The organism is Bdellovibrio sp. HM001 (genome assembly GCF_055397275.1).
In genome coordinates, this window is the sequence record NZ_AP029174.1 from 2,873,560 (window position 1) to 2,898,855 (window position 25,296).

Genomic DNA, 25,296 nt, shown 5'->3' on the forward strand with positions numbered 1-25,296 from the left:
TTAGCCCTTTCTCACTTCCAAAGAGCGCTGAATAGCTCGCGCCATATAGTCAGGTTCCACATTGATACGACTGCCCGGTTTCAAGCCACCAAGATTCGTGCGCTTCAAAGTCTCCGGGATCAGGCACACAGAGACGACGTTGCCTTCAAGTTCATTCACCGTCAGGCTGACCCCGTTCAGAGTCACACTGCCCTTTTTCCAAACATACGGAAGAATCGTGTCGGCCACTTTCACATCCAGGAAGAAGGATTCCCCCTGAAGATCCGCCCGAGTCACCGTCCCCAGACTGTCCACGTGCCCGGTCACCAGATGACCATGGATTCGGTCGCCAAAACGCAAAGATCTCTCAAGATTGACCTGTTTGCCGATCCAGCTTTGTGGGTTCCATTCCAAAACCTTGATGGTTTCCGCTGCCAGCGCAAAAGTCATATGGGAATCATCGAAAGCTTCCACGGTCAGACAGACGCCATCACAGGCAATACTGTCGCCAAGCTTTATATCATTGAATTCACTGGGTTTTTTGATTTTAATTCGATAGGCGTTAGACAGCTCTTCGGAGCTCTCAATCGGCATGACGGATTCGACGATTCCAGAAAACATAAGGGCCTCTGCTTGTGGCCGAGACCCTACACGTTTCACCCTGCTCTGGCAAGGAAAGTGGCACTTTTACACTCTGAGAAAGCCCTTAAGTACGACCCGGCTTGCTGGGTTTTTGCGGGGTGCCGCTATTCCCATTTGAGCCCGAGTTGCCTGTATTGGAATCTACCGGCTGCACACCCGGATCCTGGGGCTTATAATCCGGCGCGTGGAACTTAAAGAGCTTCACTTTCGCGCCGATCACAGCGTTATTGTCGTTTTGCTCAATCACGCGACCGCGGGAAATTTCATCGCCGACCCAGTCGATCTCGATTTTTGCCACGGCTGACCCTGCCGCCGCGCCACCACCCAGGTATTTCGAGTCACAAGGTTCGCCTTCCCAGTAATAGTCTTCGTTATAAATCAACAACTGATCTCCGGCCTCCAAGCCGACATCAGTTCCGCCGACCACGACCAGATGTGTGTCATGATTGGCCATCACACGTGAATACCACTCTTCTGATTTCAGTCCGGTGTTTAATTCTCCCACCGCTTTCACCAAAGCATTCTTGGTGACTTGAGCCAGCGGAGTTTGATAGTACGCGCTGGGCCCAATCGTAAATGCGCCGAAGTTCAGACCGAAGTTCACTTTGGTTTTAGTCTGCTTGGTAGTCACATTGGTGGCGGTCATCACTTTTGAAGTCAGCGGACGAAGAGCCATCATGGACAAATCCAGCTGCGCCCATTCCACATTGAATCCCGCAGAGGTCAATCCATTCGTTGGATAAGCCCCGGCCGGATTAAAGCCCACAGTCAGACCTCCCCCGCCGATCAACTCAAACGAGTTCACCGAACCGGAGATCTTCGCCTGCGGGATGTTCACCATGCACCACGCCGTCTTGGCGTATTGGACGTTGTAGTTGTCCTTGCCTGCCGCCTGCGCGAAGGCCTTCATCATCTGACCGTCCGCTTTGGTCAGATTGAAGAAGTTCTGATCCCCATTGCGTACTTGTTCGGGGGGAACCGCGATGGGAGGCGCATATCTTAGCGCGAACTCTTTGCTCTCCATGAGCACTCCATACACCTGCTGATTCGCTACAAACTGAAAATCGAAAGAGCCGTTCGGCAGCATCAAGGGACTGGATCGGATGGAACCCATTTCGACAATTTTCTTAAGCACACGTGGTGGAGCCACTGCCTGCTGTTGCTCGCACTTCTGATTTCCCATGGTCATCGCAGCACCGGCAATCAGAATGCCGGCTTTCATAATCTTCTTTGACCAGTTCACGGTGCCCGATTGTGATTTCATGTTTGTCCCTTTCCAATCTTTCACTAGAGGCGGTTCATGCACAGTATACGGAATGAAAGAGCTGGACCTTAAACCGGGTGTAAGTTTGCGGACTCATTTGCAAAAACGAAACCGGTTTCATTCTGAGACACGCTAAGTGCTGGAAATAACTTGCGACAATTCAAATAAGCATTTTTCAAAAAAATTTGTGTTGTCGAAAGAATAGACTGTTTAAGAAAAGTTGAAAGACGGTTTTACTAGTGTGAATACTCTGAACGTCAAAAGCTTGATCACTAAAAATTAAAATCTGAAGGAAGGAAAGAAGACGGTGCAAACCGTCTTCAATGAGTCTTGCGATTCAGCTCTCTTTCAAGAAGGCTGACGGTGGTGACAATTTCTTCAGAGATCAGCACAAACATTTCGCTGGACATCAATTCCTGCGCCTGGGCCCGCTGCCCTTCGGCCACTAAGGTTAATACCGCTGAAACGTAATTCACGAAAGCCTCGTGCTCCCGTTGCAGAATACGGAAAGAGCGAAGATGACTTAGTTCCCGCGCCTGTTCCTGAAGCCAGAATAACAAATCCCCCTCGGGAATTTCCAATTCCGAACCCTTTTCCACAAAGTTGCGCAGACTGAGCTTGTATTTCGCGTGGGCTAAAATGATATCTTCGAGCTTCATAATTTCCTCCGACGCTCTTGTCGGAGGAAGCCGTTTTCACTAAATGACGGCAATCATGTTTGCACAAAAAGCTTTATCTTTTAGAAGCTGCCGCCGCCGGACAACGTGATAAAGTATTGGGTCTCATCTTTGTTTAAGGTGTTGTCATTTTTATCCGTGCGATCTTCGAAATACAGAAAATGCTGAACGCCTCCCCCAATGCGCAAACCACCCAATCCAAAGGTGATGCCCGCCTTACCAAAAGCCGCATTTGAATTTTCAGAGGCAAAACGCAATCCCGGACCCGCAAAGAATTCAACTCCCAGTGTGCGACTGTGATTGTAAAATTCATAGTTGAAAAGTGCGGCGGTATCCAAACCATAGACCGTGTTTATATCCGTCCCAAACTGAGTAAACACTGAGTTGCGCCAATTCAACCAGTCCTTTACAAAATAGTTCAGGCCCAGATGAATCTCCGTAAAAGACTCATTGTCTCGTGTCCCCGAGGCTCCACTTAGATCATAGCTGAAGCGCGACTGCGCCTGGGCTGAGAGGGAAAACATGATCGTCACTGCGGCAATCCACTTTTTCATATCAACCTCTTTATCTATTTTTTTAAAAACTCAAAATCCCTGTCCATCACCGTCTTGCGACCGTCAGCGCGGGCATTCTCAATAGCGCGGTCACAGATGATGCGCACATGATCCGACAACACATCCATCACCGACGCCGAGGTGTTAAAATCGGACCGCGCCTGGATGTAGTCTTTCAGGCGCGAAGCGATGATCAGCACCTCTTGCGGAGCAGAACCTTTCACCACCGCTGAAGGTGACGACGTTGACGTGGGTTTGACAATAATTCTTGCTGGGGCCCGATGGGCTTCTTCCGCCGCCGTCTTTGGAGCGATCTTTTCAATGGCACCGGCATCACGGTGACGTGCCCCTGGTAAATGGGTCTCAAAACAAGGAACACTGCAAAAGACATAGCCCGTGCGTTCGTTATTGCACGTTGAGACGCTGCACACGAAATACTTTGCGCCAAAAGAAATTGGTTTTTTACAGGAACTGCATTTACGCCAGAACTGAGGTGTGGTTTCTTCCATAAAACTCTCCCGAGTCTTATTGAAGCACATAAAACTGAGCCGGGGAAAGTGATATCAGAGATGGCAGCCCGGGAATTTCTGCTCCGGCTCAAAGCGGTTCTGCGTGCCGAAGTGCTTTGCGGACTCTTTTAAGGCTTCTTTACTGCCCCGACCGCTGACCGGATAGACGGTGTAGCCGTCGCGATAAGTCGGAGTGTAATAGGCCGTCGCAAGCTGTGTACGTCCTGCAGCATCTTTTTTAAGGCGCAGGTAAACAACCGCTCCGGTTTTCTTTTCTGTGCCCGCTTGGAAGGCTAGGAAATTACCCAATGAATAAACGATCATCGTCTGACGACCATCCGCAGTTCTGTAGGTTTCCCACGGCTGCAAGACATGAGGATGAGACCCCACCACAGCCGCGGCACCGGCCTCCAGAAACCGACGGGCATAATTGGTCTGAGACTTGTCAGGCTTGGAACTGTACTCCACACCCCAATGCGGAAGAACAATCACCGCATCAACATCAGAGCGTCCACGCAACTGCTTGATCAGACCTTCCACCTGCTGGGACTTGCTGTAACAAGACAACACCTGCCCCTTGGTATCAGCAATTCCATTGGTGGCTTCGGTGCAGGCAATAAAGGCCAGACGGTAGCCACGCACATCCGCCAGGTGATAAAACTGTTCATTCGGAGCATAAGAAGGGCGTGTTCCCGCGGTGGCAAGACCCGCCTCTTTTGCCGCTTCCAAAGTACGGTCAATTCCTAGCCACTGTCGATCCAAGGAATGATTGTTCGCCGTGCTGATCAGATCAACACCGGAAGATTTCAGATCGCGCAGAATTTGCGGATGAAAGTTAAAAGAAAACTTAGTCCCTGAATACACATTCAGATCGTATGTAAATCCCTGATCACCGACATCACGGCCGGACTTTTCAACCCCCAAAGCCGCGGGCCCTTCAAGATTGGCGACCATATAATCGGCTTTATTGAAAAGTGGAATGGCTTTTTCCCATAAAGAGGTAAAACGTTGTTTGGGAAGAATGGATTTGTAAAGTGCATCGTGAACCAGAATGTCCCCGACAAAACCCAACACCACCGAATCATCCTGGCAATAAGCCCCTTTGGTCGGAGCCGCCGACACTGCCATGGAGACAAGACAAAGACCTGATATCAGAAGAGATTTAAAGCCGCGCATGGGCCTAAGATGAAGCCTGGTCCGTTTTTTCGCAACTGACAGGTCCGTCACAGAAAAATATGCCCGCTCTGTCTAAACTTGCGACAGCGGACCCTGTCGAAGCTAACCTGGCAGGCCCTTTATAAGCAGTTCAGCCGTGGCCGGATTGGTCGCCAACGGCACGTTGTGAACATCACAGATGCGCATCAACATCGAAATGTCCGGGTCGTGGGGATGCATTCCCAGTGGATCACGGAAAAAGATCACCCCGTGGCACTTGCCGGTCGCCACTTCAGCGGCAATCTGGGCGTCTCCCCCCAAAGGTCCCGAAAGCTTGCGAATCACCTTCAAACCGGCGGACTGAATCAGTCGCCCCGTATTGCCGGTCCCGATCAAGTTGAAGTTTTTGAAGTCTTCCAGATGATCCCGAACAAATGAAACCAACACGGCTTTCTTTCCGTCGTGAGCGATCAGAGCAAGGGTCTTTTTCTTTTTTGTCTTAACTTTGGATTTTGTCGTCATAATTTCATTCTAGAGGCAGGCGCCGAAGTCTGTCATGGTATTCTCTTGAAAAACAAGAAGCCCCCACGTTTGTGAGGGCTTCTTACCATTATCTGATCCCAATATTTTAGAATACCAGTGAACTTCCGTTGCCTTTGACGTGGACTGTATCGCCCGCCTTGACCTTGCCTGCGATGATCTCTTTGGAAAGTGGATTCAAAAGCTCTGTCTGAATCACACGCTTCAAAGGTCGAGCACCATAAACCGGGTCGTAGCCTTTCTTCGCCAGGAAGTCGATGGCTTCCTGGTTGAAGTCGATGGCAATCTTTTTCGCTCGCAAACGTTGCGCCACCAGATCCAACTGCACCTTGACGATGCCGGAAATCTGCGATTCGCCCAAGGACTTGAACATCACCGTCTCGTCGATACGGTTCAGGAACTCCGGACGGAATCTTTCACGCAAAGCCTCGTTCACCGCTTCACGTTTGGCTTCTTCGGACATGGCTGGATCCAGAATCGACTGCGAACCCACATTCGAAGTCATGATCAGCACAGTGTTTTTGAAATCCACCGTGCGACCCTGCCCATCCGTCAGACGACCGTCATCCAAAACCTGCAACAGGATATTGAACACGTCCGGATGAGCTTTTTCCACCTCGTCCAGCAACACCACGCTGTAAGGGCGACGACGAACGGCTTCGGTCAACTGACCACCTTCTTCGTAACCCACATAGCCCGGAGGCGCCCCGATCAGACGTGCCACGGCATGCTTTTCCATGTACTCACTCATATCGATGCGCACCACGGCCTGTTCGTCATCAAACAGGAACTCTGCCAAGGCTTTCACGGTTTCGGTTTTACCAACACCAGTTGGACCTAGGAACATGAAAGTTCCAATCGGACGATTCGGGTCCGAGATTTCAGCACGCGCCCGGCGAATCGCATCAGCCACAATGGTCAATGCATGATCCTGACCCACCACGCGCTTCTTCAATTCATCTTCCATATGCAGAAGCTTCTGGGATTCGCTTTCCAGCATTTTACTGACTGGAATACCCGTCCACTTCGCCACGACTTCGGCCACATCCTCAGGGCCGACTTCTTCCTTCAGCATGCGGTTTTCAGAAGCCGTCTTAGCCCCTTCCTTACTGCGCTCTTCCAGGGCTTTGAGCTTTTTCTCGGTCTCTGGCAAGCGACCGTATTTCAATTCGGCGGCTTTCCCCAGATCACCCTCACGCTCGGCCTTCGCCACTGCGACCTTCAGGTCTTCGATGTCGGCTTTGAGTTTTTTAATTTGCTCAATGCCGCCTTTTTCAAATTCCCATTGTTCGCGCAAAAGCTGGTTCTTCGCATTCAGCTCAGTGATTTCTTTATCAATCACGGCCAGACGTTCTTTTGCACCTTCGTCTTTTTCTTTTTTCAATGCTTCTTTTTCAATACGAAGCTGCATCAATTCGCGTTCGATCTTATCGACCTCTTCCGGCACAGAGCGGGTTTCAATACCCAGTTTGCTGGCCGCTTCGTCGATCAAGTCGATCGCCTTGTCCGGCAGGAAGCGGTTGGTGATATAGCGATGAGACAACTTCACCGCCGACACCAACGCCGCATCAGTGATACGAATCCCGTGATGGACTTCGTATTTTTCTTTTAGACCCCGCAAGATGGTGATCGCGTCCTCGACACTGGGCTCTTCCACCATCACTGTTTGGAAACGACGCTCAAGGGCCGCATCCTTTTCAATGTACTTGCGATACTCGTCCAAAGTGGTTGCACCGATACAGCGCAGTTCTCCGCGCGCCAAGGCTGGCTTCAGCAACTGCCCCGCATCCATGGCACCCTCTGTTTTACCAGCGCCCACCAAAGTGTGAAGCTCGTCGATGAACAAAATAATCTGCCCATCGCTGGAAGTGACTTCCTTGATTACGGCCTTCAAGCGGTCTTCAAATTCGCCACGGTACTTGGCACCGGCAATCAAGGCTCCCATATCCAGGGACATCAGCTTTTTGCCAATCAAATTATCCGGCACGTCCTGCTTGATAATACGCAAAGCCAAACCTTCGGCGATGGCCGTTTTACCCACGCCCGGCTCACCGATCAGTACGGGGTTGTTCTTCGTTCGGCGGGACAGTACCTGCACAACACGACGAATTTCTTCATCACGCCCCACCACCGGATCAAGTTTGCCTTCGGCCGCCAGAGCGGTCAGATCACGGGCATATTTTTTGAGAACCTCATATTTATTTTCAGGATCGTCATCGGTCACCTTTTGTTTGCCACGAATCTCGGTCAAAGCAGTTCTTGCCGAGTCGGCGTTGATCTTGTTCTTACGGAACAAGGCCTGCAGGTCGGAATCCCCACCCTTCAGCATGGCCATAAAGAAGTGTTCAGTGGAGATGTAGGAATCACCCCACTCTTGCGCTTCTGTCTCAGCGGCCTGGAAGATCTTTTCCAGACGCGGACTGGCGTACATTTTCTGACTGCCACCAGTGACTTGAGGGAACTTATCAATACGGGCTCTCAGGTCCGTTAAAAACTGGGCCTGGGGAACATTCACTTTATCCAAGATACGAGGAACGATTCCTTCGGATTGCTGTACCAGCTCCATCAAAAGGTGTTCAGGTTCCACGGAGGGGCTAAGTTTACGCTCGGCCAACTTTGCGGCGGCCTGCATGGCCTCCTGGCTTTTTCGCGTCATTTTTTCAATATCATTGCTCATAGAGCCTCCATCTGAAATAAAGGATGAGTTCTAATTCGCTTTTGTCAACACCAAGGACCCTCAGAATGGCAGGAATCGTTAATCCCAAAGGAAAAGGCAAGTCCCAGCCGCGTCTGCACCCCTCCATCAAAAAGGATACAGTCAACCCCCGGGACTATTTGAAGTATGACACTCGTTTTTCCTGCGAGGACTGCTCTCACTTTGACGGAGACAAAACAGTCTGTACGATTGGCTACAACCCCCAGCACCATCTGAAAGCGGTCCAAACCCACCAATACGAACTGGCGGGGAACATGGCCTTCTGCAGGTTCCTGGAAATCGATTGAGCTCGAAAAGGACCACCAGACCTCCGTCTAACGAGTGGTGTTTCATTTTGACTGGTGTCCGGCGACCACCCGGGCCACCTCTTCAAGTCCCCGATTCACCTTGCGTATAAATGAAGCCTCGTGAGGCACGAATATAAAATGGGGATGCTGGGACCAAAGCTCCCGCAAGGACATATCCAGCTTCAATGCTTCCTGAATGCTTTCGATCCGCATGGGGTTCCCCCCTTCTATGGAAATCCCACCCACCGCCGCAGTTTCAAAGAATATCACCGCATCATACCGTCTTAGTTCGGCCTCCAAGGTCGTTCCAAGCTCTCTGAAAAAGTCCATCGGTTGAGCCGGCCAGTACACAGCTCCATCCACAGTTCCTCGGTCACACAATAACACCCGGCTCTGATAATGCGCGGCCTGCGCATCCTCCAGGTTGGTCTGAACATGATAGATGGCTCTTTGGGTGGCTTGTCGGACGCCAAAATCCCCCATTCGCGGAAATCCCCCCGTATAAAGCAGCGTGGCGGCTTCGGGCACAACCACCACCTGGTCCCCGATCTCCCGACGGTACAAATCAGCGGCCGTGGTTTTGCCACCGCCAGGGCCTCCAGTAAGAACAATTCGACAACATCGTTTCATAAATGCCTCCGAATGCTGGTCGTGAATCGGGACAACCAGGGGCTGTGACGTGCAAGTTTATAAGTCTCCATGACAAGCAAAACAGACAACGCCAACCCCAGCAGACGAATCCAGTCAGAAAGATGCACAGGGGCAACCCCAAGGGTGGTCTGAAAGAATGGGATGTACATCGCCCCGATATGCAGCAGCTGGGCCCCGAGGGTTCCAGCCAGAAGATAGGGATTTTTCAGCGGACTCATGGAAAAAGCAGACTTGGTCTCTGAACGACAATTGCCAATCATGACGTTTTCAAACAAGACCATCAAAAGCAGAGTCAGGTTGCGTGCGACTTCCAGGCTGACCCCTTCCCGGAGTTGCGAGTAGAAGAATGAAAAAGAGATTCTTCCCATCACCACCGAAGACAAGACGACCCTTTCCAACATCAGACGATCAAAGATGGGTTCCTCAGGCCTTCGCGGCGGTCGATGCAACTCATCCCCCTCGCCGGGCTCCATCGCCAGCGTCACATCCTGAATCCCGTTTGTAACCAGATTCAACCAAAGAATCTGAATCGCTGTCAGAGGCAGAGGCACGCCCAGGATGAGACTGAGGAAGAACATCAGAATTTCAGCAACACCGGTAGAAATCAGCAAATACACGACCTTCCGAATATTGGAGTAGGCTATACGGCCTTCTTCGATGCCGGCGACAATTGTCGCGAATCGATCATCTGTGATAACAAGATCCGCGACGTCCTTGGCCACATCGGTGCCACTTTTTCCCATCGCCACCCCGACATTGGCGGCACGAAGAGCCGGAGCATCATTAGCCCCATCACCCGTCACGGCCACAAAATGACCCGCGGCCAGAAGACTTTGCACGATCTCCAACTTTTGCTGAGGCTCGACACGAGCGTAAACCCGCCCGCGAGAGATCAACTGATCCCTGTGGGCTTCGCCAGCCGCTTTGAGCTGCGGTCCCGAGACCACCGCCTCTAGCTGCCCGGCCAATCCCAGTTGTTTCGCAATCGCCAAGGCCGTCCTCGGATGATCGCCCGTCACCATGGACACCGTGATTCCGGCACTTCGACAATGATCGATGGCTTCCTTGGCTTCTTCACGAAGTGGATCCATCATTCCCACCAGCCCCAAAAAAGAAAGCCCCTGAAGCTGATCTTTCAACTGCGTCACCGATGAAAGAAGACCGGCCAGAGCCAAAACCCGATAGCCCTCTTCTGCCATCTCATTCATCTGAGTCAGCACATGTTCCAACTCAACGCCCTTGCACATGGGCAGAACTTTCTCGACAGCGCCTTTGACGGATATCAAATTTCCCAAGGGCCCCCGGTGCAACGTTGCTGCAAATTGATTCTCGGGTTCAAAGGGAATTTCATCCACCAAACTGTAGTGCTGAGCCCGTTCAGATTCAGGCAAACCGGTTTTTTCCGCCAGCACCAGAAAAGCCAGGTCCACAGAATCACCATGACCCACCCACTCTCCTGACTCCTCGAAAAGCTGGGCCTCATTACACAAAGCTCCTGCCAGGGCCAGTGATCGCAGCTTTCCCTGCTGCATCGGCCCCAACACTCCCTCAAGGCGCTCGAACTCTCCTGTTGGCTTTAGACCGCTACCCCCGACCCCAAATGCGGGCAGCTCCGGCAACGCGATTTTCTTCACGGTCAGCTGATTGACTGTCAACGTGCCCGTTTTATCTGTGGCGATGTAAGTGCAAGAGCCCAGGGCCTCGACGGCCGCCAATCGCCGCACAATCACGTTTCTTTTTGCCATTCGTCGGCTGGCCACTGCCAACGCGACCGTCAGTGCCACTGGCAGCCCCTCAGGAATGGCGGACACGGCCATCGCAATACTGACCATCAAGACGTCATAAAGCGTGTACCCACGCAAGACCAGGATCACCGCCATCACCGCAGTGGCCAGCAACAAAAAAACAGCGCTCTTTCGAGTCAGGCGCTCCATCCGGATCAGCAACGGAGGCTTGGCGCCGGGCTCAGCTTCCAGGGAGTCCACAATTTTACCCAACTCCGTTCTGAGCGCAGTTCCGACCACCACACCACGGCCTCGGCCCCGAGCGACCAGCGATCCTGTGAACGCCATATTGACTCTCTCTACCAACGGAGTCCTCAGAGGCAATTCGACTTGTGGATCTTTCAAAACCTCCAAAGATTCTCCGGTCAGAAGGGATTCATCAATTTCCAGATAATGTGTTGAAACAAGCCGGATATCCGCGGGAACACGCATCCCGGATTCCAGCAAAATCAGATCCCCGGGCACCAAGTCTTCGGCATCCACCTCGTGGATCACACCGTCTCGCACGACCAGCGACTTTGCGGCAAGAACCTGCCTAAGTCCCGCGGCACTTTTTTGCGCGCTGTATTCCTGAGCTCCTCCGATGGAGGCATTGATCAACAAAACCGCAAAAATAAAGACGGCATCTGCATAGTCCCGCATCCATAAAGCCAGAAGCACGGCAATCAGCAGAGCATAGATCAGAGGACTTAGAAACTGACGAAGAAAGATCACAATAAAAGGGGTCGGTGGGCGCGTAGGAAAGATATTGGGTCCATGAACTGCCAGCCTTCGAAGGGCCTCTGTCGAGGACAGACCTCGTTCCGAAGAATTAAGGCCTGTGATCACATTCGAAATCTTTTGCTCATGGGCCGATGTGATTTCCAAATCCATTCTATAATCATTCACACCCGTCCGGAACAAAGTAAGCTCCAGTGTCAAACAACCTCAACTCAACCCCTTCCTGTCTGGCGATTCACAAAGAAATTCAATTTCAGCATAGCCATTCAGCAAAACCATGGTCCCATTCGGAAAATTGACTGTTCCATAGTCTGTGTTTTTATCGTTTTTCCCTCTGAAAGTACTGTGTCCAATTGATTCAGGACAAGCTTACGTCCGGATATCAGGATCAGTCGAATGACCAGTATTGTGAAAAACAAACAAAACCCGCCTGACGTCCTGTCAAGACCTCATACCAAATCCCGATCTAATGCACATCAATGATTCACTCAGAAGGAGTCAAGAGAGATGGTCACTCTCTTGCGGAACCGAAAGGAGGGCCTTCAAGGATGAAACTAAAATAGAACAATAGATTGTTCACGCGCTTTGCGCAGGAGCAGGAGGGGTAAAACCCCCGATGCGGACTTAGCAGGCGATGGGTTAAAGCCCAAAAATAAAAAGGCCATACAAAAAAGCACAGACTCGGATGTCAGTGCCGGCAAAGCGAAAGTAGGTTTCGCTGATGCCAAAAACAAAATCAGGGAGGGTATTGAAAATGAAAAATAAATATTAACGGAGGAATTTAAAATGGGAATGAGAGTAACAACAAATATCAGTGCATTGAATGCTCAACGTAACCTGGTAGGTTCTCAAAGAGCGATCAACGATTCTATGGCGAAACTTGCTTCCGGCAGCCGCATCAATAAAGCTGCTGACGACGCTGCAGGTTTGGCGATCTCTGAAGGCTTGAAAGCTCAGATCAGATCTGCTGCTCAAGCTCAACGCAACGCGAACGATGGTATCTCCATGGTTCAAACTGCTGAGGGTGGCCTGAACGAAATCGGTAACATCGTGGTTCGTCTTCGTGAGTTGGGTATCCAAGCTGCTTCTGACACTGTTGGTGAGACAGAGCGTGGTATGTTGAATAAAGAGGTTCAACAGTTGAAATCTGAGATGCAACGTATCGCTTCTGTAACAACTTGGGGTACTACAAAGCTTTTGGATGGTTCTTCTCCAAGCTTCGACTTCCAGGTAGGTTTGTTCAACAACGCTGAAGAAGATCGTATCTCCTTCAACGCGGCTGAAAACGTAGCTACTTTGGATGCTCTGGGTCTTTCTGGTGTGGACTTCTCCACTAAAGAAGGTGCTCAGGAAGCTTTGAGCCAACTTGACGCTGCTCAGACTTCAATCTCTGGAACTCGCGCCAACCTGGGTGCGCTTCAGAACAGATTGACTTCTACAGTGGACAACTTGGGTGTAGCTCAAGAGAACTTGTCTGCAGCTAACAGCCGTATCCGTGACACAGACGTTGCTCAAGCATCTTCTGAGATGACTCGTAACAACATCTTGTTGCAAGCTGGTACTTCCACTTTGGCTCAGGCTAACCAATCCAATCAATTGGCTCTTAAGCTGATCGGTTAATTGGAATAAGATAACCAAAACCTAAAACCCGGTGGGATCTTCCCTCCGGGTTTTTTATTTTTTCTGCCCAAAGTTTTTTCAGCCACCCTGGCCCGCTTTTCATCACACAAAAAACTGTCGAACTTATTTACCAATAATTTCAAATATTTAGCTTAAGTCTAGGTGAAAACCTTCCGAAAAATATGTACGAAGCATGGAGGTTCGATATGACTAAGGCGAAAACAGCAAGATTGATGGGGGCTCTTCTCGCAACCGCAGTTCTTGCCGCTTGCAGCAACCAAGGAGGCTTTGAATCCTTAGGGGGCACCGGTAACACCAGCCAAGGGTCTAGCAGCGGAGACAACTCCGGCCAGGGGACGGATACTCCCCCAGTGACTCCCGCTCCACCAAGCGCGTACGACAAATTGGAATTATCGGCGCATGTGGGTGGAGGTGCTTACGAAAACGAGCAGGTGATGTCGCTAGACAAGGCCAACAACGCCTTGCTTCTGTACCTGCCCCTGCCTGGCGCCTTCAGCCAACTCTATATAGATGTTCCTCAGGTGAAGGGTGTTCAAATCAAAACGGTGCTGGATTCCCAGCAAAAAGCCCGAGTCGCGGTCAGTATTCCGTTAAGACTGATTGTTAAGGACAAAGTTACAACTTTGCCAGCCTCTCGCCTCCCCAACGGCAACGCCCTGCCAATGATGCCTAGCGGAGAGCTACCGTCCTTAGGCCTGGGCCTGAACCCAAATTCCAGCAACAAGCTTTACCTGTACTTCGGCGTCAGTGCGGTCGGAATGTTCGTCGAAAGTTCCTTTTTCCCCGAATACTTTGGGATGACTTCACCGCTAAAGAACGCCGCTGGGACTCGCACCCTGGGGTATTTGACGATCGTGCCTAAATCCGGGGGTTATAATGGGGGGCTTTTCCTTTCCTTCATTCTGCCGAACGATCTGGCCAAGATCATCGACGACCATTTGAGTGGTATTATCAAGTAAGCAAGACCGTCCCCACCAGAAATCTATTTTGATTTGCCTGCCCCCTTAAATCTCGTTAGTCTAAGGGGGCATTTCCATTTTGAACCAGGACATTTCAGGGAGCGAATCATGGCAAAGAAAAAAGCAAAACCAGCAAAGAAAGTAGCAAAAAAAGCAGCTAAACCTGCTAAAAAAGCTGCCGCAAAAAAAGTAACTAAGAAAGCTGCAAAGCCTGCTAAAAAGGCGACAAAAAAAGCGGCTCCAAAGAAAGCAGCTAAACCTGCAAAGAAAGCTGCTCCTAAAAAAGCCGCTGCGAAAAAAGTGACTAAAAAAGCTGCGAAGCCTGCGACCAAGAAAGCCGCTGCGAAAAAACCTGCTGCTAAAAAGCCAGCAGCCAAGAAACCAGCCGCTCCTAAAAAAGAAAAAGTAGCGAAGGCTGCTGTTAGTGGCATTGCTGCTACAGAAATCATCAAACCAGCGATCGAAGACATCTCTGCTGACTTTGACGACGAAGCAGAAATGGACAGCATGATCGACATCGAAGAAGAAGCGGTTTCTGACGAATCCGACGAATGGGAAGATGAAGGTGAAGAGTCTGAAGAAGCTGAAGGTTCCTTTGAAGAGGACGAAGAAGCTGAAGACGACATCACTTCCAAAGATGACGATGGCGATGACGACGACGATGATGAAGATGACGACTTCGGAGATGACGAAGGTTACTTCTAGTCGCTGCGCACACAGCTAAATAAAAAAGGGAGTCTTTGACTCCCTTTTTTATTATCATCAGGCCATGTACAAACATCTCTATCAAAGATTTCTGGCCGCCCACCCTTCTGAACTGCATTTTGCCTGTCACAGCCACCACTACTGGCCGGACTGCACCCGTGAAGCTCACCTGCAATACTGGGATGATTCCTGCAAATATGTAGACGACAAATGGGGCTATATCTTTTCCACGAAAGTCCCTCAGGCACAGAAACTCATTGCCGCGAACCTGGGCCTGTCTCACCCCGAGCAGATTGTTTTTGCCCCCAACACGCATGAGTTCGTCTTCCGCCTGCTCAGTTCCCTGAACTGGAAAAAGCCGGTCCGCATCCTGACCACTGATTCTGAGTTTTACAGTTTCGACCGTCAGATCAATCGCCTTTCAGAGCTTCCTGAATTTGAAGTGGTTAAGGTTCCCACCCTGCCCTTTGAAACTTTCCATGAAAGGTTTGAAGAGGCTCTGGGCTCTGCAAACTGGGATATGATCTTTTTCAGCCAGGTGTTCTTTAACTCTGGTCTGGTGGCGGATATTTCCCGACTGGCAGCAAAGGCCCCTGCTTCGGCGATGGTGGTGATTGATGGCTATCATGCCTTTATGGCCCTGCCGACGGATCTAAGCTCTGTACAAGAACGCATCTTCTATTTGGCAGGATCTTACAAATACGCCCAAGGCGGCGAAGGGGCTTGCTTCCTCTATGTACCCACTGGCACCCGCCACCGTCCTTTGTACACGGGTTGGTTTGCTGAGCTGTCACATCTGTCTGCTGTGGGCAATGAAGTTGGCTACCCGACAAATGCCCTTCAATACGCCGGCAGCACAATGGATTTTTCTGGAGTCTATCGCTTGATAGCCACACTGGAAACCTTCAAAAAGGAAGGGCTGAGCGCAGAAGTTATTCATCAGGTGGTGCAAAGAAATCAGAAGCTGTTTTTGCAGGAACTTTCCGGCAAGACCCATCCTTTGCTGCATAGATCAAAAGTTCTGATGACCCACCCAGAGCAGCATGGGCACTTCCTGACGTTTGAGTTGCCCTCTACTGAAGACACGCAAAAGCTTGTGAAAGAACTTGCTGGCAAAGGGATCAAAACGGATTCCCGCGGCAATCGCCTGCGTTTCGGGTTCGGGCTATATCACGACGAACAGGATGTTCGGGATTTGATCAGTCGACTTTAAAACAGAAAAAAGGCCGTCTTGCGACGGCCTTTTTATTTTAACCTCTTGGGGTTAAGGCTGATTTATTCTGAATCATTTTCGCCAGCAAATTATTGATAGAGCCTTTTTCCTCTTCTGAAACCACATTCCAGAAATTCTCCACTCGAGGATACCACTGAGGGAAGATTTCCTGAATCAACTGCTCGCCTTTGGCTGCCAGTTTTATCACAAAAGAACGACCATCGGACTGATGCCCTTCACGAATAACCAATTCAGCTTTTTCAAGACTGTTGATCAAACCCGAAATCGTGGCTTGGGTCACACCGACCTGATTTGCCAGTTCTGAAGGACGCAAACCCGTCGGGGCGTTGCGAAGCAAGAACAACAACATGAATCGACCCGACGACAAGTTGTACTTGGACAGCAGTCCATCCAGACTATTTTCAATTTCACTGGCCACCTTCATAAAAAGCAGATTGGAATAAAGTGCCGCAGAATTCGCATCTGAATTAAGACTTTGAACAGAAGCTTGAACCTCTTCCTGGGAAGGAATGTCTTGGATAAAAAGTTTCGCCATAAGGCCTCCAAAAAATTTCTAAAATCAGGCGGAACCAAAGAAGCTCCGCCCTCAGTAAACTACTTCACCGGAACCATTCCGTCGTCAGATTTGCTGACTTTTTCTTCAACGACCGCTTCACGGGGTTCCACTTCCATCTTCTTCTGGGAAGTGAAACGTGCACCGAAGTTGTTCGCCCAGATACGGAATCGATCAACATATGTAAAAACCGCTGGAACCACGATCAGAGTCAGGATTGTGGATGAAATCATCCCCCCGATAATCGCAACCCCCATCGCCGTTCGGGTCTTGGATGCCGCATTCATACCAATCGCCACCGGAATAACCCCGGCGATCAACGCAAACGACGTCATCAAGATCGGACGAAGACGTGTTTTACCAGCCATGATCAAGGCTTCACGGCGGCTTTTGCCTTCTTCCATCATCTGCTTGGCAAAGTCGACAAGCAGGATCCCGTTCTTACCAGCCACCCCGATCAGCATGAAGAATCCGAATATCGCAAAGATCGTCAGGATCTCGCCCGTCAGGAATAGGGCCAGGAACGCACCACACAGAGCCAGTGGCAACGCCACCATGATCGTGATCGGCGTGATGAAGGACTCATACAAGCTCGAAAGAATCAGGTAAATGAACAGAATCGCAAAGCCCAATGCCATCACCGTGGATGTCATCAGTTCCTGCATGTTTTCCGCGTCACCACCGAACCCGAAGCGCACACTTGGAGGCAGAGCATTTTCACCCGTTGTCATCGCTGCCACCGCAGAGTTCACAACTTCACTCAACCCCACTCCCGGCGCCAAACCGGCTGTGATCTGAATATAACGACCACGGTCCTGACGTTCGATGGAAGCCGGACCGGATTCCAAATCACCCTTGGCAATATCGCTCAAACGAACCAACTTTCGGTTCACGTTCGGGATGTAAACGTCGTTAAACGTCTTTAACAAGTCACGCTGGTCCTCTTGCAGACGGACACGGACCTCATATTCACGCCCCTTTTCACGGAACTTCGCCGGTGTGAAGCCCTCAACCTGCGCACGCAGTTCAGAACCCATGGTTGATGTATTAATACCATAGGCTTTGGCCGCACCAGGCTTCAGATGAACCTGCATTTCCGGCTTACCCGGGCGATAGTTTGAGTCCACGTCCTTTAGACGTGAATCCTTCTTCAAAAGTTCAAGCATTTTTGAGCCCGCTTTTTCCAGCTCTGCCGGGTCTGCGGAAACAATGTTCAAGATAAATGGCTGCTGACCCATACCACCGCTGGCGTCATATCTTTTAACAACCGGATTGGCTGAAGACAAATGCGTCAACTGACCACGGATCTTGTCGCGGAACTGTTCTGTTGTCAGAGGACCGCGCTCTTTGCCATCCTTCATACGCACATAGAAGCTGGCTTTATTGGATTCACCATACAAGCTGCCCACGATCATTGTCGTGAAGCTAACCTCGGGATTGTCATGCAAGATCTTGTCAACCTGACGGGCCACGGCTTCAGTACCGTCCAAGCTCGTACCCGGCTGCAGTTCCAATGTCACCGTGAACTCACCACTGTCGTCATCTGAAATGAACGCACCAGGAACTTTCGTCACAGTATAGATACTCAGGAAGAACACCAGAACTGTCAGACCGATTGTCACCTTCGGCCAATCCAAAGAAACCTTCAGAAGCTTTTCATACATGTTTTCCAGCCAGGACTGGAAGCGGTCGAAACCTTTTACAAGACGACCCAACGTTTTGTCATACATGCCCTCGGGCTTGTGTTTATCGTGATTGCCGCCATGATGACCGGACCCGCCAAAGTAAGCTGTCAGCATCGGGATCAAGGTCATCGCCACGAACCAACTGATGGCCATAGAGAACACAACCGTCATACCGAACTGCTTCAAGAACTGACCGATCGTGCCGGACATCGTACCCACGGGAACGAATACCGCGATGACCACCAGAGTGATCGCCATAACGGCCATCTGGATTTCCGTGGTCCCTTTTTCCGCCGCAGTCAGAGAGTCTTCCCCCAGCTCCATACGGCGGTAGATATTTTCGATGACCACAATCGCGTCATCGATCAGAAGACCGACAGCCAGAGTCAATGCCAGCATAGATACGATGTTGATCGAGAATCCCGCAACTTTCATAACCATGAACGCCCCGATCAAGGAGATCGGAACAGACAAGGCCGTGATAAAGGTCGAACGAGGGCTTCCCAGGAAGAAGAACACCGTAATAATTGTCAGGATGATACCGATAATGATCGTTTCATAAACGTCATACAAGTTGTTCGAAATTTTAATGGAGGCATCTGTCATCACTGCAACAACCGGTGCTCCATCCATTTTCTCAAGCTCGGGCTTGATCTTATTCATCTGCTTGATCACGTCCTGCGCCACTTTGACAGTATTGGATCCGGACTGACGATACACCTGTAAGAACAAAGACTTTTCACCGTTGACATAGGCACGGGATTTTTCATCGGCCAATGTATCAACGACAGAACCCAGGTCAGCCACACGAGTTGGCACTTCGTTCCCGTAAAGGTTCACGAGCGTATCTGAAATTTCCGGCACAGAAGAGAACTCCCCCAGTCCACGGAAAACCAGCTCTTTTTCACCCTGATTGACCTTACCGGAAGGAATATTCTGACCGGAGGCTCCGACCTGACCCGCCACCTGAGACACTGAAATCTCGCGGGCTTTTAGTTTCTTACGATCCAGCAGAACGTGAATCTCACGCTCACGACCACCAATAATCTCGATAGCACCGACGTTCTGAACCTGCTCCAAACGAGGCTTCACAAACTGGTCCGCAATGTCGAACAACTGCGCGTCGCCCAGATCTTTAGCCGTCAGTGACACCGTCAAAATCGGAGTATCAGCAGGGTCAAAGCGTTTGATCAGCGGATCTTCCACCTCGGTGGGCAGTTTCGCTTTGGCGATATTCACCTTGTCACGCACTTCCTGTTCGGCATGCTTGACGTCCACACTGCTGTTAAATTCAACGATAACCTGGGAAACGCCTTCCAATGATTTGGAAGTCAGACGTTTGATACCAGAAATGGTACTGACTTCCTCTTCGATCGGACGGCTGACCAGGGTTTCAATTTCCGCAGGACCCGCCCCGGCATAGACCGTCTGAACTGTGACAACCGGAATGGACACATCCGGGAATAAATCCACAGACATGGACTTGAAAGAGGCCCAGCCCACGACCACCATGGCGATGGTCACACACGTAATAAATATCGGACGACTGATGGATAACTTAGGTAAACTCATGGCTAGTTCCCTCCTTCAGGAGAGGCTTGGTAAAGCTTGATCTGAGCCTGCAGACCAAGGATATTTGCTGCTAACTTTACTTTGCTTAAAGCGGACTGAGAATAGTCCTGCTCAAACAACAATACTTGATACGTCGTTGTACGTCCCTGGCGTAAACGTGTGCGCTCGGCTTCCAATTTGGCTTTCTGAGCGTCTTCGATGCGTGCCAACAAACGAAGATTGTCGCGGGCATCCTGAAGATTGCGGGTCAGATTAACCCAGTCCTGCTCCTGCGCATAATAGGCATACTGACGGTTTAGTTCCGCAGCACGCTCGGCTTTTTTTGCACCGGCTTTGGCATCACCGGCAGCAGAGACATTCAAAGGCATGCTGAAACGAATGCCCACAAAGCCCGTGTCCTGCTCGGTTTTACCGGCATTTTTCAAAGCCTCGTTGAATTCCTCATCGCGGCCATTCAAAGAGTAGTTCGCATAGACATCCAAGGTCGGACGGTTGCGCTCTAAAGTCAGAACCGCAGAAGCTTTCGCCGCTGCCAACTGGGCATTGGTGGCTTCCACATCCGCACGGCTGCCTGGGCGCTTTTCCGGAATGGACAAAGTTTCCAGTGATTTGTAGTTCACCTTTTCCAGGGTCTCTACCGGAGCATAAGCCTCGCGGTTCAGGAACTTATTAAAGGAGCGTTGTGCTTCCAGTTTTTCATTGTTGGCAACTTGCAGTTCCAATGTCCGTGCTTCAACCAAGGCGCGGGCCTGAATGACGTCGGCGTCCTCACCCAAATTCATTCTTCTTTTTTTGGTCACATAATCCAGAATATTCTGAGCGGCTTGCTTGGCTTGTTCTTGAATTGTGACCACGTCCTGCCAGGCAGCGAGCTTCCAATAAGCCGCTTCGGCACCCGCAAGAATGTTCAGGGACTGACCTTGGCCAGAGAATTTTTCTGCCATGTTTTGCGCCCGAACAGCTTCTTCATTGGCTTGAGCCGAACGCCCGAAGCCATTCCCCCACAAGGGCATTGCCAACTCCAGCTTCGGAGTTGCATCCCAGTATTTTTGAGGATTGATCGGCGAAGTTGGAGCCAGGCCTTCGAATTCAGTGCGGCTCATATCATAATAAAGTTTGGTCTGCAGACCGAAACTGAACTGTTGTGATACACCCAGGGAGTAGTATTGGCTTTTCACTTCATCGTACATTTTTGGATTGCCAGGCTTGCCATCAGAACCAATGCGCGCCTCTGCAAACAACTTCGGCGTGAAAATCAAATCCGCTTCACGAGCTTTCAGCTCTGCACCTTCTGATTGTTCTGCACTGCCTTTGTAGGCTGAACTTCCGCTCTTAACTTGTTCCAGGTACTCATTGAGCGTGAGGGCTGATGAGGCCGTTCCATGCAAAAGAGTCCCACAGATGAGAAGCTTTGCTCCCCATTGTATGATCTTCTTGTTTTCCATACGTGAATCTCCAAAGTCCTATTACTGACCGTTTGAATATGTAATCGCTTACATACAAATAAGTACTCCAACACTTATAAGTATGCAATCAATTACTTAATTGAATACCAATTGACCTTATGATACAGTAGTCTATATACAGTGATTTTAGGTATTTAGGGGGCTAATCCATGTCTGAAACATCTCAACTTAAGACCACACCGGACGAAGGTACGGAAGGTCAAAAAGGGAAAAAGCGCGATCGTTCTGCTTCTGAGGAGCGTCTTATTGCGGCTGGAACGGAGATCTTTTCCAAGCACGGGTATAGTGGCGCGACCACCAAAATGATTGCCAAAAAAGCCGACGTCAACGAGTCGCTGATCGGTCGCTACTTCGACGGCAAAGAAGGCTTGCTGCTGTCTATTATTGAAAGATTCATTGAGGACTTGCGCACCGAAGAGCTGCCCTACCCGGCTCAAGAAAATCTGGCAACGGAGCTTGAGCAGTATATCAACTTCAAGCTGAGCACCAAGGATGATCGCGACTGCCTTGGCAGAATCATCATTGTCCAGTGCCTGACCGACAATAAATTCCGCAAGAAGGCTCTGGAAAGAATCCCGATTTTCACGGATCCAAATCTTCTAAGACGCCTGGAGATCCTGCAAAACAATGGCAAAATTCCTGCATCCGTCACACTCACCGACATCTGTCAGGATCTGGAAGCCTATATTCATGGCGTCTTCCTCTTCGACATACTTCTGGCAGAGGTTCCAGAAAAAGAAGTGCTTAGCCGAGCCCGTCGCTTTGTAAGTCGCTATACGCAGGGCTGTTGCAGCTAAGTCGGCGCCAATACGGACAATAAAAAAAGCCCACTTTTAACAAGTGGGCTTTTTCGTTTTTATTGCTTTATCACTCTGGAATCGGCAGATCCGTGATCACACCACCGTCATCAGCAACTGGAGGTGGCGGAGTCTTCGGCGGCTTGGTGCTGCCTGTTCCTGAACCTGAAGAGCCAGAACCTGATTTCTCCTGCTCTTCTTTACGTTTGCGCTCTTCTTCTTCCTTGCGCTTGCGTTCTTCGTCCTGACGTTTCTTTTCATCTTGTTTGCGCTGCTCATCCTGTTTACGCTGTTCATCCTGACGGCGTTGCTCTTCCTGCTTGCGCTGCTGTTCCTGCTGCTTGCGGGCTTCTTCCTGCTTGCGAGCCTCTTCCTGGCGACGCTTGTCTTCCTGAGTCTGAGAAGAACCTGAAGAAGTTCCGGATGAAGAACCCGGCTTCGGCAATTCTGGCTGAACAACTACGTCTTCACGACGGCGACGCTCTTCTTCCTGGCGGCGTTTCTCTTCTTGCTTGCGAGCTTCTTCCTGACGGCGCTTTTCCTCTTGTTTACGTTGCTCTTCCTGCTGACGGCGCAGTTCTTCCTGACGACGTCTTTCTTCAGCGGCTTTTCTTTCCGCTTCGATACGGCGTTTCTCCGCTTCGATACGGGCGCGTTCTGCCGGATCATGCTGGGCACGGCAAACGCGAACGGCACGCTGAGCATCTCCGTTGGAGCGACGGAACTCATCGACGATACAATCATTCAATCTTGGGTTCTGCATCTGGCACAGTCTGGCACCATCATCCAGGTACTGACCGCCATAAAGGAAAAGCTTGGATACGCACTGACCGAAATCAGCTGAGTTCGCCAGCTGACAGGCTTTGGCGGCTGGTAAAGAATATCTTTCTTGCTCCGACAAAGGGGAACCATCCAGATTCGCGTAATCCAAATCTAAAACGACATCAACAACACACTGTTGAAACTGGCGATCAAATCTATTGACGCTACAGATGGCTTCCGTCGTGGATGAAAAAACTCCCAAGCGAGAATATAGGTCTTCCGCACATGACATTTGGTCATAGACGGTAGCTGATCTCTGCGGCGCTGGCGGCGGCGTTTCTTTCTTCTTACCCCACCAAGCGTGAGAAACACTTGAAAAAGCCATGATAACGGACATCGCAATTACATAACGTTTCATAGAAACCTCAACATTCACGAGGGGAAATGCAACGCCTGCGCCAAAGCGCTCTCAAATTAAGACGATTTGATAGAAATTCCACGGATAAGCTTTAGACAAAGTTGCCATTTTACGCCGCCTCAAATATCCGTGCATATCCTCTGAATTCAAGGCCTTCCTGACGCCGTTACACTGTCTCAATTTGAGACTTTAAAGCCTAGCAGATGGGGCGGGAGGCAAAAATCAGATGAAACCCCAAGGCTTCTGGGATAGCCTTTCCGGCATGAACTCATTCTATACGCGCACCCAGTGGATTGAAGAAAACTTTCAGGAAATTACTCCCTCTTCCGAGGTGGTTTTAGACCTCAAGTATTCTACGGCGGACAACTTCATGAACAAGGATGTGTACGATGGCTTTCATCGTTGCTTTATGGCTCCATTGGCGGCCGAGATGTTCTTGAAAGCTTGCGAAGTTCTGCGCAAAGAACAACCCCACTTGCAGTTCCGCATCTGGGATGCTCTTCGTCCTCGCAGCATCCAGGCTCAGTTCTTCGACTTCTTGGCAGGAACACCTTTTCAGAGCTATGTCGCAAACCCTTTCCCGGGCTCGCTCCACAATTTCGGAATGGCGATCGACCTCACCTTGCAAACGAAGGAAGGTGAGCTTCTGGATATGGGAACTTACTTTGATGATTTTCGGGATATTGCGCAGCCCAAGTTAGAAAATCATTTCCTGAAAACCGGAGAATTAACGCAGGCTCAGTTAGAAAATAGACTGTTACTAAGAAGGCTTCTAGAGAATCAGGGATTCAAAGTGCTCGAACACGAATGGTGGCACTTCAATGCTTTGCCAAAAGATCTGGTTTACGGAAAACATCCGATTCTAGAATAAAATTATTGGGACGCGGCTAAAATTAGCAAAACACTCGCAATCGTTAGTGTCGATCATAGTAGAGCGCCTCTTAAAGAGGCGCTTTTTATCGACATCTAGTATCAAAAGAACATCCTAACAAGAAGTGGGCAGATTTTATTTGTCGGATAGCAGCTTTGGAGAGGAGACTGCAAGCATATCCTATTTGTTGAATTTGAAGGAACGTCGTGAAAGCAAAAACTATAAAAAGCGCCATTTCTTTGGCTGTTGTCTCTCTTCTTTCTACAGGCTTTGCACCTATTACTCCGATGGTGATTTACGGCGACGACAATCGCTCTGATCTCTACGAAGTCCAAAAAGAGGAAGTCCGCGCTGTTGCCGCCTCGACAGTGGCGCTGATCGGCAAGGAACATCTTCAAAATAATGATTCCAATGGCTATTACCACAAAGGCACGACTCTGGGGCACGAGAAGAAACTCTGCTCCGAGGAGAGATTCATTGACCAACCAGCTCTATCGGATTGCTCTGGCTTCTTGGTGGGCGAAGATCTTGTAGTCACAGCGGGGCACTGCATTCTTTCGGCAAGTTCCTGCAACAGCTTTTATTTTGTATTTGATTATAAAATGGAAAACGCCCACGTCGGACCAAAATTTTCGAGTTATGATGACGTCTATTCCTGCAAAAAAATCGTTGAACGCAAACTCAGTGATGAAGCCGACTATGCCCTGATTCGCCTTAATCGTCCTGTAAAAGGCCGCAAACCTCTGCGCCTGCAAACTCGTTCAGCACAGGCAGGCGACATTCTTTACACCATTGGATATCCTTCAGGCCTACCAGCCAAGGTCGCTGATAGAGCAACTGTCAGAGCATCTTACTCTGATTACTTTGTGGCAAATTTGGATACCTTCGTTGGTAATTCAGGATCCGCCGTATTCAATGCGGAAACAAATGAAGTCAATGGTATTTTAGTCCGTGGTGACGATGATTTTAAATACGATAGGGCCAGACGCTGCAATATCACGAATCGCTGTGCTGACGACTCTTGCCGTGGTGAGCATATCACCCATATCTCTTTTATCATCAAAGCCCTGGCGAAACTCAAAAGCGGTCATTTTGAATAATGGACCGATTGAGCGTATAGCCACACTCCAGGCAAAAAAAAGCCCGGAGTGGAAA

22 protein-coding genes are annotated in these 25,296 nt (G+C 50.1%); 8 read left to right on the forward strand and 14 right to left on the reverse strand.

Going from position 1 to position 25,296, the window contains the following annotated elements; translation table 11 throughout:
- The 8 genes from ACZ5ZZ_RS13575 to clpB all read right to left on the reverse strand — a co-directional run bounded on the left by ACZ5ZZ_RS13575 (position 1) and on the right by clpB (position 7,997).
- Positions 1-600, reverse strand: a complete 600-nt coding sequence (locus ACZ5ZZ_RS13575; protein ID WP_464118217.1) for a riboflavin synthase — start codon at positions 598-600, stop codon at positions 1-3.
- 85 nt (positions 601-685) lie between these two features.
- A complete protein-coding gene (locus ACZ5ZZ_RS13580; protein ID WP_464131749.1) occupies positions 686-1,885 on the reverse strand; it encodes a hypothetical protein in 1,200 nt (399 codons plus the stop codon).
- 320 nt (positions 1,886-2,205) lie between these two features.
- On the reverse strand, positions 2,206-2,544 hold the full coding sequence (locus ACZ5ZZ_RS13585; RefSeq protein WP_464131750.1) for a hypothetical protein: 339 nt from the start codon (positions 2,542-2,544) through the stop codon (positions 2,206-2,208).
- Between the two features lie 80 nt (positions 2,545-2,624).
- On the reverse strand, positions 2,625-3,116 hold the full coding sequence (locus ACZ5ZZ_RS13590) for a hypothetical protein (RefSeq protein ID WP_464139870.1): 492 nt from the start codon (positions 3,114-3,116) through the stop codon (positions 2,625-2,627).
- 14 nt (positions 3,117-3,130) lie between these two features.
- A complete protein-coding gene (locus ACZ5ZZ_RS13595; RefSeq protein WP_464118222.1) occupies positions 3,131-3,625 on the reverse strand; it encodes a hypothetical protein in 495 nt (164 codons plus the stop codon).
- A 54-nt stretch (positions 3,626-3,679) separates the two neighbouring features.
- On the reverse strand, positions 3,680-4,801 hold the full coding sequence (locus ACZ5ZZ_RS13600) for a CapA family protein (RefSeq protein ID WP_464139872.1): 1,122 nt from the start codon (positions 4,799-4,801) through the stop codon (positions 3,680-3,682).
- Between the two features lie 102 nt (positions 4,802-4,903).
- Positions 4,904-5,302 (reverse strand): methylglyoxal synthase, encoded by a 399-nt coding sequence (locus tag ACZ5ZZ_RS13605; protein ID WP_464139874.1) that lies wholly within the window; start codon positions 5,300-5,302, stop codon positions 4,904-4,906.
- A gap of 106 nt (positions 5,303-5,408) precedes the next feature.
- The gene (gene clpB, locus ACZ5ZZ_RS13610; protein ID WP_464118225.1) at positions 5,409-7,997 is read right to left on the reverse strand and encodes an ATP-dependent chaperone ClpB; all 2,589 of its coding nucleotides are present in this window, start codon (positions 7,995-7,997) and stop codon (positions 5,409-5,411) included.
- 65 nt (positions 7,998-8,062) lie between these two features.
- On the opposite strand from clpB, the gene ACZ5ZZ_RS13615 reads away from it, so the two are divergent.
- Positions 8,063-8,323, forward strand: a complete 261-nt coding sequence (locus ACZ5ZZ_RS13615; RefSeq protein WP_464118226.1) for a hypothetical protein — start codon at positions 8,063-8,065, stop codon at positions 8,321-8,323.
- A gap of 42 nt (positions 8,324-8,365) precedes the next feature.
- Here the strand turns inward: ACZ5ZZ_RS13615 and ACZ5ZZ_RS13620 are convergent, their stop codons facing one another.
- Positions 8,366-8,953 (reverse strand): AAA family ATPase, encoded by a 588-nt coding sequence (locus tag ACZ5ZZ_RS13620; RefSeq protein ID WP_464131758.1) that lies wholly within the window; start codon positions 8,951-8,953, stop codon positions 8,366-8,368.
- Positions 8,950-11,679 (reverse strand): cation-translocating P-type ATPase, encoded by a 2,730-nt coding sequence (locus ACZ5ZZ_RS13625; protein WP_464139876.1) that lies wholly within the window; start codon positions 11,677-11,679, stop codon positions 8,950-8,952. Before ACZ5ZZ_RS13625 ends, ACZ5ZZ_RS13620 begins: the two co-directional genes overlap by 4 nt.
- 585 nt (positions 11,680-12,264) lie before the next feature.
- Here ACZ5ZZ_RS13625 and ACZ5ZZ_RS13630 point away from each other — a divergent pair.
- The 4 genes from ACZ5ZZ_RS13630 to ACZ5ZZ_RS13645 all read left to right on the forward strand — a co-directional run bounded on the left by ACZ5ZZ_RS13630 (position 12,265) and on the right by ACZ5ZZ_RS13645 (position 15,996).
- Positions 12,265-13,098: a flagellin N-terminal helical domain-containing protein gene (locus tag ACZ5ZZ_RS13630; RefSeq protein WP_464118229.1), complete on the forward strand. Its 834-nt coding sequence runs from the start codon at positions 12,265-12,267 to the stop codon at positions 13,096-13,098.
- A 206-nt stretch (positions 13,099-13,304) separates the two neighbouring features.
- Positions 13,305-14,078: a hypothetical protein gene (locus tag ACZ5ZZ_RS13635; RefSeq protein ID WP_464139878.1), complete on the forward strand. Its 774-nt coding sequence runs from the start codon at positions 13,305-13,307 to the stop codon at positions 14,076-14,078.
- Positions 14,079-14,186: 108 nt separating this feature from the next.
- On the forward strand, positions 14,187-14,783 hold the full coding sequence (locus ACZ5ZZ_RS13640; RefSeq protein ID WP_464118231.1) for a hypothetical protein: 597 nt from the start codon (positions 14,187-14,189) through the stop codon (positions 14,781-14,783).
- A 64-nt stretch (positions 14,784-14,847) separates the two neighbouring features.
- Positions 14,848-15,996 carry an aminotransferase class V-fold PLP-dependent enzyme gene (locus ACZ5ZZ_RS13645; protein WP_464139880.1) on the forward strand — a complete coding sequence of 383 codons (1,149 nt, stop codon included), beginning with the start codon at positions 14,848-14,850 and terminating at the stop codon, positions 15,994-15,996.
- A gap of 37 nt (positions 15,997-16,033) precedes the next feature.
- Here ACZ5ZZ_RS13645 and ACZ5ZZ_RS13650 read toward each other — a convergent pair whose 3' ends face one another.
- From ACZ5ZZ_RS13650 to ACZ5ZZ_RS13660, 3 genes are read right to left on the reverse strand one after another with little or no spacing between them, the layout of a single operon-like run.
- Positions 16,034-16,552, reverse strand: a complete 519-nt coding sequence (locus tag ACZ5ZZ_RS13650) for a MarR family winged helix-turn-helix transcriptional regulator (protein ID WP_464131766.1) — start codon at positions 16,550-16,552, stop codon at positions 16,034-16,036.
- Positions 16,553-16,611: 59 nt separating this feature from the next.
- Positions 16,612-19,827, reverse strand: coding sequence for an efflux RND transporter permease subunit (locus ACZ5ZZ_RS13655; protein WP_464131768.1), 3,216 nt, complete (start codon positions 19,825-19,827; stop codon positions 16,612-16,614).
- A 2-nt stretch (positions 19,828-19,829) separates the two neighbouring features.
- Positions 19,830-21,272, reverse strand: a complete 1,443-nt coding sequence (locus ACZ5ZZ_RS13660; RefSeq protein ID WP_464139882.1) for a TolC family protein — start codon at positions 21,270-21,272, stop codon at positions 19,830-19,832.
- A 170-nt stretch (positions 21,273-21,442) separates the two neighbouring features.
- On the opposite strand from ACZ5ZZ_RS13660, the gene ACZ5ZZ_RS13665 reads away from it, so the two are divergent.
- Positions 21,443-22,090 carry a TetR/AcrR family transcriptional regulator gene (locus ACZ5ZZ_RS13665; protein ID WP_464131772.1) on the forward strand — a complete coding sequence of 216 codons (648 nt, stop codon included), beginning with the start codon at positions 21,443-21,445 and terminating at the stop codon, positions 22,088-22,090.
- A 70-nt stretch (positions 22,091-22,160) separates the two neighbouring features.
- Here the strand turns inward: ACZ5ZZ_RS13665 and ACZ5ZZ_RS13670 are convergent, their stop codons facing one another.
- On the reverse strand, positions 22,161-23,270 hold the full coding sequence (locus ACZ5ZZ_RS13670) for a hypothetical protein (RefSeq protein WP_464139884.1): 1,110 nt from the start codon (positions 23,268-23,270) through the stop codon (positions 22,161-22,163).
- A gap of 226 nt (positions 23,271-23,496) precedes the next feature.
- On the opposite strand from ACZ5ZZ_RS13670, the gene ACZ5ZZ_RS13675 reads away from it, so the two are divergent.
- Both ACZ5ZZ_RS13675 and ACZ5ZZ_RS13680 read left to right on the forward strand, forming a co-directional pair.
- Positions 23,497-24,141, forward strand: a complete 645-nt coding sequence (locus ACZ5ZZ_RS13675; protein ID WP_464139886.1) for a M15 family metallopeptidase — start codon at positions 23,497-23,499, stop codon at positions 24,139-24,141.
- A 206-nt stretch (positions 24,142-24,347) separates the two neighbouring features.
- Positions 24,348-25,241 carry a trypsin-like serine peptidase gene (locus tag ACZ5ZZ_RS13680; protein ID WP_464131778.1) on the forward strand — a complete coding sequence of 298 codons (894 nt, stop codon included), beginning with the start codon at positions 24,348-24,350 and terminating at the stop codon, positions 25,239-25,241.
- The last annotated feature ends 55 nt before the right edge of the window (positions 25,242-25,296 follow it).